The following is a 14,176-nucleotide window of genomic DNA, read 5'->3' on the forward strand; positions in this document are numbered from 1 at the left end:
TTTATTTAATGTATAATTGAAAATATATCATATAGCTTATGATAAAATTTAATATACAAAAGGGGAGATTTATTATGAAAAAGCTTATAAAGGTGATGTCATTAGTTTTATGTTTAAGCTTATTAATAAGTTGTGGTACCGAGAAGCTTAGTGATAAGTATAATGAGGAAGAAATAAAGGTAGTATCAGAACAAATAATAAATAATTTGAATCATAATAATTATGAGGCAGTTTATGATATGAGTACAGATGCTTTAAAAGAAACCATTTCTGAAGGAACATTAGAAAGTATATGGACAGGCATTAGCGAACATGTAGGAGCTTTTAAAAAAATATTAAATTATGAAGTAAGAGAAAAAGATGGAAATCCAGTAACTGCTGTTAAGACGGAATATCTTGAGAAAAATGTAAGATTTATTTTTGTATTTACAGAAGATTTAAAGCTAGATGCAATGGATATAAATTAGTAGAAAGATATTACTAAAAGATCATACAAATTATTGTGTGATAAATTTTGCTAAAAATGATAATGAAGAAGCTTTGGAAAAGTTAAATAATGCATTAGATAAGAGTAAGTGATATAATGTATTGACTAAAGAAAAAAAGGAGTAATTTTATAATGGAATTAAGCATAAATGAAATTAATGAGCTAAGTGCAGTAGAACTTTTAGAAAGAGCTTATGGTAAAAAGTTAGAAAGTAAGAAAACTGTATTGGAATATATAGAAATAGTAAAATTTTTAAGAGATCCTGAAGTTAATCCAGAAAAGGTTCAAGAAACATACAATCTTATATACAACAGTATAGATAAAATGAATGATTCAGTAAAACCAAATACTATAATGTTCTTAATGAATGCTTTAAAGGCTCAGTTGGGTAAATTTGTAAGTGATAAAGATCCTAAAAAAGAACATGGATTTATCAAATACTTTAAGCTAGCATATCCAGCGAAGATGAGAGGTAAGGGATTTACAAGAGTTCTTATGAATATAAATAATATAACAGATGAGCAGATATGGACTACTATTACGTATATTAATAGAGGCTATATAAAGAGGGAAATATATCTTACTGGTGATGACAAAATAGCTATAAAAGAGATGGTAGGAAAGTTAGTTGCAAAGAATAATATTAAATATGTTAATCAAGTAAAGAGTATGGAAAAATTACTAAGTGCTTTAGGTATTAAAGTAATAAATGTAGATGGTAAGTTTAAAATAAAATAAATGTTAAATTACCCCAAAGGTTTGTAAAAATATAAGCCTTTGGGGCATTTTTATTTTCAAATTGTATTTTGGATTAGAGAAATAAAAGCTTTTAATCATAACATTAATATTACGTATTAATTAAAATAATTAGTTAAATTATGAATATAATACAGTAACGGCATTAATTTGTTAAATTAAATATAAGGAGGATAATGTATGACAGAAAGCAAATGTCCAGTGACAGGAAGGAGTAGTAAAGATATGTCTGGTGAAGGATATACAACAAAAGATTGGTGGCCAGACCAATTAAATCTTCAAATTCTTCATCAAAATTCAGATTTAAGTAATCCAATGTCTAAATGTTTTGACTATGCTGAAGAATTCAAAAAACTAGACCTTAAAGAGATAAAAAATGATTTGTATAAGTTAATGACAGATTCTCAAGACTGGTGGCCTGCTGATTACGGTCACTATGGCCCATTATTTATTCGTATGGCATGGCATAGTGCAGGAACATATAGGATTGGAGATGGTAGAGGTGGTGCTGGTAAAGGAACACAACGTTTTGCACCTCTTAATAGCTGGCCAGATAACGTTAATCTAGATAAAGCACGTCGTTTACTTTGGCCTATTAAAAAGAAATATGGAAATAAAATATCTTGGGCGGATCTTATGATATTGGCAGGTAACTGTGCATTTGAATCTATGGGAATAAAACTGATAGGTTTTGGTGGTGGACGTGAAGATGTATGGGAGCCACAAGAAGAGATTTATTGGGGAAGTGCAAAAAAATGGCTTGGAGATAATAAAATGTCAAGTGATGGAGAATTAGAAAATCCACTTGCGGCTGTCCAAATGGGATTAATTTATGTAAATCCGGAAGGGCCAAATGGAAAACCAGATCCAATGGCATCAGCTAAAGATGTTAGAGAAACTTTCTCACGTATGGCTATGAATGACGAGGAAACTGTTGCACTTATAGCAGGGGGACATACCTTTGGTAAGTGTCATGGTGCAGGTCCTGCTACATATGTTGGTCCTGCACCAGAGGCTGCACCTATTGAGGAACAAGGACTAGGATGGAAGAATAGTTATGGAAGTGGTAATGGTGAATATACTATAGGTAGTGGAATAGAAGGTGCATGGAAAGCAAATCCTACACAGTGGAATATGGGTTATCTAAAAACATTATTTAAATATAAATGGGAGTTAGTTAAAAGTCCTGCAGGAGCATATCAATGGTTAGCGATTAATGTTGATGAAGAGGATATGGTAGTTGATGCACACGATCCTTTAAAGAAACATAGACCTATGATGACTACAGCAGATTTATCACTTATTACTGATCCTAAATATAAAGCAATAGCATTAGATTATTTAGAAAATCCAGAGAAATTTGCTGATGCTTTCGCACGTGCATGGTTTAAATTAACTCATAGAGATATGGGGCCAATATCAAGATATCTTGGACCAGATGTTCCAACTGAAAGGTTTATTTGGCAAGATCCTGTGCCAGTAGTTAATCATAAATTGATTAATAAAAAGGATATCATACATCTTAAGAAAAAGATTCTATCATCTGGATTATCTATATGTGAGCTTGTTAAAGTAGCTTGGGAATCTGCATCAACATTCCGTGGTTCAGATAAACGTGGTGGTGCAAACGGTGCAAGAATACGTCTTGAACCACAAAAAAATTGGGAAGTAAATGAGCCAGAAGAGCTTAATAATGTTCTAAATGTATTAGAAGAAATCCAGGTAAAGTTTAATAAATCACAATCTGGAAATAAGAAGGTTTCTCTAGCAGATATTATTGTACTTGCTGGATGTGCTGGTATTGAACAAGCTGCAAAAAATGCAGGATATGATATTATTGTTCCTTTTACTCCAGGCCGTACTGATGCAACTCAAGATCAAACAGATATAAATTCATTCAGCGTACTTGAACCTAAAGCAGACGGATTTAGAAACTATATAAAAAGTGAAATTTCAGCAAAACCAGAAGAAATGTTAATTGACCGTGCACAACTATTAACACTAACTGCTCCTGAAATGACAGTATTAATTGGTGGGATGCGTGTGTTAAATATAAATTATAAGCAGTCTAAAGATGGTGTATTTACAAATAAAACTGAATGTCTTACAAATGATTTCTTCCAAAATCTCCTTGATATGAATACAGTATGGAAACCAATAGATGAAGATAAGCAAAGATTTGAAGGTTGTGATAGAGAGACAGGAAAGGTAAAATGGACAGCAACAAGAGTTGATCTTATTTTTGGTTCTAATTCGCAACTTCGTGCAATAGCTGAAGTATATGCATGTGATGATAATAAAGAAAAGTTTTTGCAAGATTTCGTAAATGCTTGGAATAAAGTTATGAATGCAGACCGTTTTGATATAAAAAGATAAAAACTAGACCTTGAAGGTCCAGTAAATTTCCAGTGGCAAGCAGTTGCTTGTCACTTTTGTAGGAACTAATATACATTATTGACTTATACTGTGTCAAATTATATAATTATTTCCAATTAGTAAAATAAATAGAAATATAAGTAATTTGGGGATGGTATAAAAATGACAAACGAAAAGATAAGTTTGACAGAAGGAAATGCAAAGGTTGGGATGTTAAAGTTCGCTTTTCCAATATTTTTAGGACAAGTATGCCAACAGCTATATAATGTTGTAGATGCCATAGTTGTAGGGAATTATGTTGGGCAAAATGCTTTAGCAGCAGTTACTAGTACTGGAGCGCTAATATTTTTACTTGTAGGTTTTTTTGGAGGAATGTTTTCAGGAGCAGGTGTAATTATTTCTAGATACTTTGGAGCAAAGGATGAGAAAAAGATTAAAAAAGCCGTTGGAACTGCAGTATCATTTGGATTGATTAGCGGTACAATCCTTACTATAATAGGCACTTTATTAACACCGACTATTCTAAGACTTATGGGAACTCCTGATAATGTATTTCAAGATTCATCAATATATATAAGAACATATTTTACAGGTATTATTTTTGTTGTTATGTATAATACAGCTTGTGGTATTTTTCAAGCTGTAGGAGATAGCAAACGTCCTTTATACTATCTTGTTATATCCGCTATAATTAATGTCATTTTGGATATAGTATTTGTAGGATTTTTTAATATGGGAGTTATAGGAGCTGCAATAGCTACAGTAATATCACAAGGTACAAGTGCATTTTTAGCTTTTTTTAGATTAGCTCGTATTGATAGCACATACAAAGTAACCATAAAAGGTATTTGTATAGAAAAAAGTATTCTTAAAAGTATGATAAATATAGGATTACCTTCAGGTATACAAAATTCAGTGATTGCTTTTGCTAATGTAGTTGTTCAATCGAGTGTCAATTCATTTGGGGCAGTTGTTATGGCTGGAAATGGTGCATATATAAAATTAGAAGGCTTTGCTTTTATACCAGTTACTGCATTTTCAATGGCAATTACTACATTTGTAAGTCAAAATATTGGTGCTAAAAATTTTGATAGAGTAAAAGAAGGGGCAAGATTTGGAATTTTATTTTCTTGTATTTGCGCTGAAGTAATTGGGCTAGTTATATTTGTCTTAGCTCCATATCTTATTAGTATATTTGGAAATAATCCAGATGTTATAGCTGTAGGGGCACAAAGAGCACATCTAAATGCATTATTTTACTTCTTATTATCATTTTCACATTGTGTATCTGGTGTTTTAAGAGGGGCTGGTAGGTCAAAGATACCTATGTTAACAATGCTGATTTGTTGGTGCGTAATACGTGTTTCATATATACAAATTGCAACACATTTAATAAATGATATAGCAGTAGTATTCTGGGCATATCCTATTACGTGGTTCTTAAGTACAACTGTATTTTTAATATATTATAAAAAATCAAATTGGCTTGAAGAGTGTAAAAAGAAAGCATTAAGTATAGAGATTAAAAGTATTTAAATAAATATAGCAAGAGTGTTTTTGCATTATAAAATATTAGTATAATTTTAGTGGTAGGCTTTAGCTTTCCACTTTTTTTGTATATGAAAGTTCAAAATTTAATGCATGTAGGGTTTTTAGAAGTTTTGACTTCTCACTTAAGGAGTGTAATGAGATACTTCAATGGAATTCAATCTCTGAAGTGAAAACTAAATTTGAAGAAAATATCAAGCTTCAAAATTATAAGTTAGAGTTTAAAAAGATAAAGAGATAGAAGTTATTGATGAAGAAGGAAATGTTATAGATGGTTTATATGCTGCTGGAGAAGTTACAGGTGGAATTCATGGCGGTAATAGAGTAGGTGGAAGCTCATTATCAGATATATTTACATTTGGTAGAATTGCAGGTAAGAGTGCTGCTAATAATAAGTAATATGAAATAGTAATAGATTATATTGAAAGTCCAGTAGATTTTCAGGTGGAAAGCTCTATGTTTAAATACACAGAGCTTTTTTATCTTTCTTATACAATAATAAGTATATTCTTAGGCAATGATTAAGTTCTTGTCGTAGATATAATTATTATCCATGAAATCATAAATTTTGATTTTCATAGGATTTTATCTATATTTATAAATAACAAACTAAATTTATTACAATGATTATTAGCATTTCTCTAAGACAACTTTTGAATCTACATTGTCTTTCATAAGTTTCTGGGAAGTAATAACATATAAAATAATAGCTAGGCAAATAGAGAGAATATCTGCTACTGGTTGAGCCCATACAAGTCCATTTATTCCAAGTATAGCTTTTAGAATAAATAGTGCAGGGATATATATAATTCCTTGACGACTAATATTTATTATTAGTGAAGAAACTGCAGCCCCTGTAGCTTGTAATGCATTAATTAAAACATAAAATACGCCAAATAGTGCACTTGTTGAAAGAAGGATTCTAGAAAACTCAACTCCATAGTCAAAGGCACTAACTTCAGTTAAAAATGTACTTACAATTTGATTAGTAAATAAATAGCATATAGCTGTTAATGATACACCAAGAATTAGAGCAAACCAAAGGGAGAATTTTAATATTTTTTTATATCTATCCCAATTCTTTGATCCTACACAAAAACCAAGTAGTGGTTGAATTCCTTGCCCAAGACCTATACAAACCATACCGGTAATCATAGTTACCTTCATAGCAACACCGATTCCAGCTAAAGCCATATCACCATAAGAAGCCATTTGACTATTCATTATAATTTGAGAAACACTCATAAGAATAGAACCTAGAGAAGCGGGTATACCAATGGCTAGTACGCTACTACATACCTTATCTTTTATAGTGAAATCTTTAATATTTATGCTAAGCATAGATTTTCCCTTCATAAAGTATGCAATATAGTAAAGAGCTCCAATTATATTACCAATAACTGTAGCAATAGCAGCTCCAGTAATGTTCCAACCAAAACCAAGAATCATTATTGGGTCAAGAATGATGTTTAAAAGATTACCTATTAACATACCCATCATAGCCTTATTAGATTGACCTTCAGCTCTTAAAACATTTGAGTAACAGTTTGAAATTAGAACAAAAGGACCAGAACAAATAACTATAATAAGATAGCTACGTGTTAATTCAATAGTATCTGAGCTTGCACCAATAAATACAAGAATTTGATCCATAAATATAAAGAAAAGTAGTGATATAATAATCCCAACTATAACACAAGACCACATACAGAATGAACATACTTTTTTGCATAATCTTTTCGTCCTTCTCCCATGGCACGAGATATAACTGAAGTTCCTCCTATACCGAAAATAGTACCTATAGCCATAAAGATTAAAAAAACTGGAGTAGCTAGAGATACAGCAGCTACTTGAAACGGATCGTGGGTCTGTCCAATAAAGAAAGTATCTGCTAGGTTATAAATTAGAACCATTATCATAGCAGCGATTGCAGGAACCGAATTTTTTAATATAGCCTTTGAGACAGGCATTGAGTTAAATACATCTAGAGATTTTTTGTTTTCCATAGTTATTTCTCCTTTAAAATATTCGTTAGCACAATATTAATAGTATGCTATTAATTTGATTTTATTAAAAGCTCGAAATAGTATCGAGCATTTATTTCATGTTATTATTTACTTTTTCTAATAGGTCATTGAAGATTAATTTTTCTTCTTCACTTAATCCAGATAAAAGTCTTTTTTCAGCATCATCCATACTTTTCTCAGCATCTAAGCAACATTCTTCGCCTCGATGAGTAAGCTTAACCATTTTTATACGTTTATCTGATGGATCACTAAAACCTTCTACAAACCCTTTTTGCTCTAATCTTGAAATGACCCCAGCAGCAGTAGATTGAGCTACTTGAAGAACTTTTTCCAGTTCCTTTAAAGAATACTTTTTATCAGGAGCATCATTTAAAAGAAGTAGAACAGTAACTTGAGTCATAGTTAAATCTTTGCTACGTAATTCATTATTAGATTGCTTTTCTAAAGAATCATGAATTTGTTTAATTAATAGTCCACATGGATTATGTTTCATTACTTAAAGGCCTCCTTAGTTACTTCTTAATAAGAGTAACATATTTACTTTTTAAAAACAATAGCATGCTTTTAAAAATCAGAAGTTTTTATTAAAAAATCATTTTAGAGTATTGACTTCGAGTTAACTCTAAGGAGTAAGTTTATTTTATAGAGAATAATTTAATAAAATTAGAGGAGCAATATAAATGAATAAAGATAGTCTAAAAAATATTAATACTATATTTCCTATAGGAGATGAACTTCCAGAACAAATTTCAAAATATTTTATTGGCACTGCATATCTAAATATGCTTACTACAAGTGGTGTTGGAATTGGAAATGTTACATTTGAACCAGGCTGTCGTAATAATTGGCATATCCATCATAAGGGTGGTCAAATTCTTCTTGTTATATCTGGCCGTGGCTGGTATCAGGCAGAAGGTGAAGAACCAAAAGAGTTATATCCAGGAGATATAGTTAATATACCTGCTGAAGTAAAGCATTGGCATGGTGCAGCAAAAGATAGTGCTTTTTCACATCTTGCTATTGAAGTCCCAGCTGATGGTGCATCAAATGAGTGGTGTGAGCCTGTTTTTGATGAAGAGTATTTAAAATTGAAATAGTAAAATAAATTAAGAGTAAGGGGTTATATTAATGAGTAAAAAAGTATTGATTTTATCTTCAAGTCCACGAAAAGGTGGAAATTCTGATTTACTTTGTGATGAATTTATGAAAGGGGCACAAGAAAGTGGTAATTATGTAGAAAAGATTTTTATAGCTCAGAAAAATATAAATTACTGTAGAGGTTGTGGAGTTTGTAATTCAATTCATAAATGTGTTCAAAATGATGATATGGCAGAAATTCTTGATAAGATGGTATCTGCTGATGTAATTGTATTAGCAACACCTGTATATTTCTATTCAATGGATGGACAACTAAAAACTCTTATTGATAGAACTGTACCAAGATATACAGAGATATCTAATAAAGATTTCTATTATATAATGACTGCTGCAGATACAGATAAAAATATGCTTGAGCGAACTATAGAAGGATTACGTGGATTTACAGAAGATTGTCTTAGTGGAGCAAAAGAAAAAGGAATTATTTATGGAACTGGAGCCTGGGAAAAGGGAGAGATTAAAAATACCCCAGCATTTTTACAAGCTTATGAAATGGGAAAAGGTATAAAATAAAACTTTAGGGGAAGATAAAATGAAGAAAAGAATTTTAGGTAGAGATTTAGAAGTATCAGCTATTGGACTTGGATGTATGGGGATGGACCATGCATATGGAGCTCCTGCTGATCGTAATGAAATGATAAAGCTTATAAGAAAAGCTGTAGATTTAGGCTGCAATTTCTTTGATACTGCAGTTGTATATGGTGAAAGCAATGAGGAGTTATTAGGAAATGCTTTAGAAATATACAATAGAGAAGAGGTAGTAATAGCAACAAAATTTGGAATTATAGGCCAATCAGTAATAGATGGTAAACCACTAAATATATTGGATAGTAAGCCAGAATCTATAAGAAACCAGTTAGAAGGATCTTTAAAAAGATTAAAGGTTGATTATATAGACCTTTATTATCAACATCGTATTGATCCAGAAGTTGAGCCTGAAGATGTAGCAAAGGTTATGAAAGAATTAATAGAAGAAGGAAAGATAAAATACTGGGGAGTGTCTAATGCACCAATTGATTATATAAGACGTGCTCATGCTATATGTCCAATTACTTGTGTTGAAAATCAATATTCTATGGTATTTAGAGAAGCAGAAAATGAACTATTTAATGTTTTAGAAGAGTTAAATATAGGTTTTGTAGCTTACTCTCCATTAGGAAATGGATTTTTAAGTGGTAAATATAATAAGGATACAAAATATCAAGAAGGCGATTTTAGAAATAATATGAAAAGATTTAGTCTAGAAGTAATGGAGCGTAATCAAGTATTATTAGATCTTCTTAAAGAAATTGCAGAAAGAAAAAATGCCACAAGTGCTCAAATTGTTTTAGCATGGGAATTAGCTCAAAAAGAATATATAGTGCCAATTCCAGGAACAACGAAATTACATCGTTTAGAGGAAAACCTTGGAGGAGTAGCAATTAATCTAACTCGTGAAGAAGTGCAGGAAATTAATGAGGCTTTAGATAGCATAGAAATTGATGAAAGTCATTTCTAATAGAAGTTAATACAAATCAAATAATGAAATAATATGAAAACAAAGAATAAACTTAATAGTCAACAAAAAAGATAGCATTACAGCTTTTTAAAGCGGTAAAATGTAGCTTAAAAGATTATGAGGGGTTAAAAGGTAGTTGAAGTAGTATTACAAAGTGGTTAGCATATAACTATTATAATATAGTATAATGTAGGTCTATTAAATAAGAGATTAGCAAATATAAAATAGAAGTACGTAAGGATAGTTGAAAAATATTTATCAACTATTTCTTACGTACTTTTTTAGTCTAAGTTTTTACTTTGTACATCTTGCCAATTATCTACGTTTTGGAATATTTCAGGTGAAGCTCCAGAAAAAACTCCAAGTGCTTCATTGTCATTCATCAATGTATATCTAAACCAAGCAGTCATATAACCATCAGCATATATTAACATATCTCCGTGGTCAATATTTTTTCGTCTTGCCATAATTGCTTTTATATTATCATTTAATGCTTCAAAGTTTCTAATCAAAGAATCAAGTGGTGCAATAGTTTCAGCATCAGCTTTACCTGTGCCAGCCACCATAAAATAAGGAATATTAACTTTAGTTATATCATAGTTCCACTCTAGTGCATTTGCAAGCTCTAGAGAAGTGGTGCTTGCAGTATAAATTGATTTAAACATACTGCTGTTATTAAAGTTTGTTATAGTATTGATTGCACCGACTCCCCCTTGTGAATGTCCTGATATACCGATATTTTCTATATCTAGCTTATTGTAAAATATGCTTTTTTCATTATTATTTAACGATAGAATATAGCTTAATGTAATTGAAGAAGATTCGCCAGATGCAGTATTTTCATCATCATTTCCTATAACAACAAATCCCCATGAAGCTAAATGATCAAATGTTGCTCCGTATTTTGAATAAGGTACACCAGTTCCATTTACAAATAATACGATTGGATATTTTTTGTTACTATTGTGGACTAGTTCAGTTGGATACCATATCTTATATTTACTAAATAACTCTTCGTTACTGTCAATCTCTAAAGAAGTAACATCATATTCTCCATAAGCTATATATTTTTCTTCAAGAACTCCACCAGCGACAACATTATTGAAATATTCACTATTAATAGGTTTTGATGCAAAGTATTTCAATAGTATTAAAAAAGCAATTATTAAGAAAAGAATAATTACAAATACAATTAAAATGGTTTTTATAAATTTTTTTACCATTAATATCTCCCCCTTTACAATATGATGAGACAGCTGTATCATAAGTTCGAGACAAGTGTATCATACACTTTATTGCAAAAACAATAGTTTATAAAAAATGAGACAAGTTGAGAGGTTTTGTATCATATGAAAAAAGAAGAAAATAATACGTATGTAAAGAAGCAGATTACACAGGCACTTTTGAAGTTAATGGAGACTCATGTGTTCGAAGAAATTAAAATAACTAATATAGTTAAAGAAGCAATGGTTGGAAGAGCTTCGTTTTATAGAAATTTTACGAATAAAGAGGATGTAATAAAACAATATCTTATACAACTGATTAAAGAATGGGAAGAGAAACTTAAACTAGAACAAAGAGAAGAGTCAGATTGGATAGAAAACTTATTTGGTCTTTATAAAAATTATAGTGAAGTTTACAAATTGTTATATCGCTCTAATTTATCATATTTAGTATTAGAGAATATTAAAGAAGTCTGTGGACCTAAAGAGGAACAAGATGATTTACAAGCATATTTTAATTCGTGGGTAGCTCATGGATTATTTGGTTGGATTAATGAATGGATTGTAAGAGGAATGAAGGAATCTCCTAAAGAAATGGCACAATTAATTAAGGCAGCGGAACAGCGATCTTAAAATTATTAGTTATAGAATAATAAAGTTATTAAATAATACTATATGTAGATATGTAATTAAATTTAAAAGGAGTAAATAAATGAATAAAACAATAGAAAGAATAAGAAAATTTAGAGAAGATAGAGATTGGTCACAATTTCATACACCAGAAAATTTAGCAAAGGCTATAAATATAGAAGCTGGTGAGTTATTAGAACATTTTTTATGGGACAATAATTTTAATAAAGAAGAAGTATGTGAAGAACTAGCTGATGTTATGGTTTATTGCTTACATATGGCAGATTCATTAGGTGTTGATATTGAAGATATTATAAATAAGAAGATGGATAAGAATGAAAAAAATATCCAGTAGAAAAAGCTAAAGGAAATAGTAAGAAATATACTGAATTATAGTATAGAAAAGTATATAGAAAGTGGAGCATCTGCACTAGCCTTTAACTATGGCGATTTAGTAAAGATTAAAGAGTTAAATGCTAAGAATCAAAATGTAGGAATAGCATGTAGAATTAAATTTATAATAATATAAAATATGGTATAATATATGGTATTATGTCTAAAATTGTTTGATATACATAAGAGTATGTAAGAGGGAATTTGGTGGATTAAAAGATGAGTGATAATTATGTTAAATTTAAGAGAGATTATACAAATGTAAAAAAGTTTAATGTAGAATTCTCAGATATTTATAATTAATTTTAAATTGTTAATTTATATATTTCAGAAAATATATAATCTCTAATTAAATGATAATTGCTAGATAGTAAAAATTTAAGAAAGAGGGAGTAAAAAATGCCTGTATATAGATTAAGTAAAGAAATAATATTTCCAAATCCAGACTTAGCTGAAGAGGATGGATTGCTAGCTGTAGGAGGAGATTTAAAGTTTGAAAGACTTATATTGGCTTATTGTAATGGTATTTTCCCGTGGTATAGTGATGGAGAACCAATACTTTGGTGGTGTCCAAAGCCAAGATTTATTATAAAACCTAATGAAGTTAATGTATCAAAGTCTATGAAAAGAGTTTTTAATAAAGGTAAGTTTACTGTTACTTTTGATAAAGATTTTAAAGCGGTAATACAAAACTGCAAAGAGCTTAGAGAAAATAAAGAAGGCACTTGGATAACTGATGAAATGATGGATGCGTATATAAACTTACATAAAAGAGGTTTTGCATCAAGTGTCGAAGTGTATAATAATGAAAGGCTCGTAGGTGGTCTTTATGGAGTTAAGATAGGAAAGTGCTTTTTTGGAGAAAGTATGTTTTCAATAGAATCAAATGCATCTAAAGTAGCATTGATTAGTATGTGTAAAAAGCTTGAAGAAGAAGGCTTTATATTTTTAGATTGTCAAATGCATACTAACCACTTAGAAAGTATGGGTGGGAGGTTTATAGATTGGGAAGAGTTTAAATTAATGCTAAAAGAAGGCATCGAATTTGTAAACTAGATAGGAGTAGTATGGGAAAGATTTATGTATCACAGCTTTTTTCAGATGTAGAAGTATTTGAATTGCTTAAAGATAAAGATATAGGTATTGAAATTATCGAGTTCGGTATTGGAAGCGTACTTGATAAAGAGGATAACGGATTAAGTGATTATTTAAGTAGGATGGGCGATAGTATAAAGAATAGAAACTTATCTTTACATGGACCATTCCTTGATTTAAACCCAGCTAGCTTTGATAGCTTAGTAAGAAGTGCAACTATGCAGAGATTTAATCAAGTATATTCTGTTGCAAAGAAACTTAATGCTGATAGAATAATTTTTCACTCATGTTTTTATGAAGATATTTATTTCAAAGAAGCCTATGTTACCAACTCTATAGAATTCTGGAAAGAATTTTTAGCTGATAAGGATGAGTCTATTAAAATACATATAGAGAATGTGTTGGAAAAGTCTATGGACCATTTAGTAGAAGTTGTAGAAGGAGTAAATAATGACAACTTAACGATATGCTTAGATATTGGACATGCAAATTGCTATTCAGATGTACCAGTAGAAGAGTGGATTAAATCTTTAGGAAATAAGATAGGTCATATTCATCTCCATAATAATTATGGAATTAAAGATACACATGAAGGCTTAAATAAAGGCAATATGGATATTTGTTATTTGCTTCATAAAATTAATGAATACTGTTGCAATCCATCAATGACTATTGAAATTAATGATTACTATGAAATAAATAGCTCTATAGAAGTGTTAAATAAGTTTTTGTAGATATTTTCAGTAGAGGGTTTAGTTTAGGCTAAACTCTCTACTGAGTTATTCTTCTTTCTATTAAGTTTTATTGATTTTTAATAAATTCTTTTGGTAGATTTTTTTATGTTTAAAGGCTTCTGTCTAAAGAAAACATTATTTGTAATTATATTTACTATCTCCTTTTTTGTTGTAATTAATAACATAAAACAGTAAAATTATACTGTAATAAGGTGTTTTATCTAGAATAAGCATAGTAAAAAAATATAGAT

12 protein-coding genes and 3 pseudogenes are annotated in these 14,176 nt (G+C 30.2%); 12 read left to right on the forward strand and 3 right to left on the reverse strand.

Going from position 1 to position 14,176, the window contains the following annotated elements; all coding sequences use genetic code 11:
- Nucleotides 1–74: 74 nt before the first annotated feature.
- From ARA56_RS11715 to ARA56_RS16480, 5 genes and pseudogenes are all read left to right on the forward strand, one after another.
- On the forward strand, nt 75–467 hold the full coding sequence (locus ARA56_RS11715) for a DUF3887 domain-containing protein (RefSeq protein ID WP_055266898.1): 393 nt from the start codon (nt 75–77) through the stop codon (nt 465–467).
- A 152-nt stretch (nt 468–619) separates the two neighbouring features.
- A complete protein-coding gene (locus ARA56_RS11720; protein ID WP_055266900.1) occupies nt 620–1,225 on the forward strand; it encodes a hypothetical protein in 606 nt (201 codons plus the stop codon).
- 198 nt (nt 1,226–1,423) lie between these two features.
- Entirely contained in the window at nt 1,424–3,619 is a 2,196-nt protein-coding gene (katG, locus tag ARA56_RS11725) for a catalase/peroxidase HPI (protein ID WP_055266902.1), read from the forward strand.
- 162 nt (nt 3,620–3,781) lie between these two features.
- Entirely contained in the window at nt 3,782–5,155 is a 1,374-nt protein-coding gene (locus ARA56_RS11730) for an MATE family efflux transporter (RefSeq protein WP_055266904.1), read from the forward strand.
- Between the two features lie 252 nt (nt 5,156–5,407).
- Nucleotides 5,408–5,566, forward strand: a pseudogene (locus tag ARA56_RS16480) (FAD-binding protein); the annotation flags it as partial.
- A 231-nt stretch (nt 5,567–5,797) separates the two neighbouring features.
- Here the strand turns inward: ARA56_RS16480 and ARA56_RS11735 are convergent.
- Together ARA56_RS11735 and ARA56_RS11745 are read right to left on the reverse strand one after the other, a co-directional pair.
- Nucleotides 5,798–7,173, reverse strand: a pseudogene (locus tag ARA56_RS11735) (MATE family efflux transporter).
- Between the two features lie 91 nt (nt 7,174–7,264).
- The gene (locus ARA56_RS11745; RefSeq protein ID WP_055266906.1) at nt 7,265–7,687 is read right to left on the reverse strand and encodes a MarR family winged helix-turn-helix transcriptional regulator; all 423 of its coding nucleotides are present in this window, start codon (nt 7,685–7,687) and stop codon (nt 7,265–7,267) included.
- 187 nt (nt 7,688–7,874) lie between these two features.
- Here ARA56_RS11745 and ARA56_RS11750 point away from each other — a divergent pair, with 187 nt between their 5' ends.
- The 3 genes from ARA56_RS11750 to ARA56_RS11760 are packed head-to-tail and all read left to right on the forward strand — an operon-like array spanning nt 7,875 to nt 9,850.
- The gene (locus ARA56_RS11750; RefSeq protein ID WP_055266908.1) at nt 7,875–8,291 is read left to right on the forward strand and encodes a cupin domain-containing protein; all 417 of its coding nucleotides are present in this window, start codon (nt 7,875–7,877) and stop codon (nt 8,289–8,291) included.
- A gap of 31 nt (nt 8,292–8,322) precedes the next feature.
- The gene (locus ARA56_RS11755; RefSeq protein WP_055266910.1) at nt 8,323–8,865 is read left to right on the forward strand and encodes a flavodoxin family protein; all 543 of its coding nucleotides are present in this window, start codon (nt 8,323–8,325) and stop codon (nt 8,863–8,865) included.
- Between the two features lie 19 nt (nt 8,866–8,884).
- On the forward strand, nt 8,885–9,850 hold the full coding sequence (locus tag ARA56_RS11760; RefSeq protein ID WP_055266912.1) for an aldo/keto reductase: 966 nt from the start codon (nt 8,885–8,887) through the stop codon (nt 9,848–9,850).
- Between the two features lie 281 nt (nt 9,851–10,131).
- Here the strand turns inward: ARA56_RS11760 and ARA56_RS11765 are convergent, their stop codons facing one another.
- Nucleotides 10,132–11,073, reverse strand: coding sequence for a poly(ethylene terephthalate) hydrolase family protein (locus tag ARA56_RS11765; protein WP_055266914.1), 942 nt, complete (start codon nt 11,071–11,073; stop codon nt 10,132–10,134).
- Nucleotides 11,074–11,199: 126 nt separating this feature from the next.
- Between ARA56_RS11765 and ARA56_RS11770 the strand changes: the two genes are divergently transcribed.
- The 4 genes and pseudogenes from ARA56_RS11770 (at nt 11,200) to ARA56_RS11785 (ending at nt 13,925) form a co-directional block, all read left to right on the forward strand.
- Nucleotides 11,200–11,706 (forward strand): TetR/AcrR family transcriptional regulator, encoded by a 507-nt coding sequence (locus tag ARA56_RS11770; RefSeq protein ID WP_055266916.1) that lies wholly within the window; start codon nt 11,200–11,202, stop codon nt 11,704–11,706.
- A gap of 79 nt (nt 11,707–11,785) precedes the next feature.
- Nucleotides 11,786–12,099 (forward strand): annotated as a pseudogene (locus tag ARA56_RS11775) (nucleotide pyrophosphohydrolase).
- A 396-nt stretch (nt 12,100–12,495) separates the two neighbouring features.
- On the forward strand, nt 12,496–13,152 hold the full coding sequence (gene aat, locus ARA56_RS11780; RefSeq protein ID WP_055266918.1) for a leucyl/phenylalanyl-tRNA--protein transferase: 657 nt from the start codon (nt 12,496–12,498) through the stop codon (nt 13,150–13,152).
- An 11-nt stretch (nt 13,153–13,163) separates the two neighbouring features.
- Nucleotides 13,164–13,925: a sugar phosphate isomerase/epimerase family protein gene (locus tag ARA56_RS11785; RefSeq protein WP_055266920.1), complete on the forward strand. Its 762-nt coding sequence runs from the start codon at nt 13,164–13,166 to the stop codon at nt 13,923–13,925.
- The last annotated feature ends 251 nt before the right edge of the window (nt 13,926–14,176 follow it).

Source organism: Clostridium disporicum (genome assembly GCF_001405015.1).
Classification (GTDB): domain Bacteria; phylum Bacillota; class Clostridia; order Clostridiales; family Clostridiaceae; genus Clostridium; species Clostridium disporicum_B.

Bases quoted from the DNA above. Each gene is read 5' to 3' on its own strand.
- ARA56_RS11715 (WP_055266898.1), top strand. From the start codon at position 75: ATGAAAAAGCTTATAAAGGTGATGTCATTAGTTTTATGTTTAAGCTTA.
- ARA56_RS11720 (WP_055266900.1), top strand. From the start codon at position 620: ATGGAATTAAGCATAAATGAAATTAATGAGCTAAGTGCAGTAGAACTT.
- katG (WP_055266902.1), top strand. From the start codon at position 1,424: ATGACAGAAAGCAAATGTCCAGTGACAGGAAGGAGTAGTAAAGATATG.
- ARA56_RS11730 (WP_055266904.1), top strand. From the start codon at position 3,782: ATGACAAACGAAAAGATAAGTTTGACAGAAGGAAATGCAAAGGTTGGG.
- ARA56_RS11745 (WP_055266906.1), bottom strand. From the start codon at position 7,687: ATGAAACATAATCCATGTGGACTATTAATTAAACAAATTCATGATTCT.
- ARA56_RS11750 (WP_055266908.1), top strand. From the start codon at position 7,875: ATGAATAAAGATAGTCTAAAAAATATTAATACTATATTTCCTATAGGA.
- ARA56_RS11755 (WP_055266910.1), top strand. From the start codon at position 8,323: ATGAGTAAAAAAGTATTGATTTTATCTTCAAGTCCACGAAAAGGTGGA.
- ARA56_RS11760 (WP_055266912.1), top strand. From the start codon at position 8,885: ATGAAGAAAAGAATTTTAGGTAGAGATTTAGAAGTATCAGCTATTGGA.
- ARA56_RS11765 (WP_055266914.1), bottom strand. From the start codon at position 11,073: ATGGTAAAAAAATTTATAAAAACCATTTTAATTGTATTTGTAATTATT.
- ARA56_RS11770 (WP_055266916.1), top strand. From the start codon at position 11,200: ATGAAAAAAGAAGAAAATAATACGTATGTAAAGAAGCAGATTACACAG.
- aat (WP_055266918.1), top strand. From the start codon at position 12,496: ATGCCTGTATATAGATTAAGTAAAGAAATAATATTTCCAAATCCAGAC.
- ARA56_RS11785 (WP_055266920.1), top strand. From the start codon at position 13,164: ATGGGAAAGATTTATGTATCACAGCTTTTTTCAGATGTAGAAGTATTT.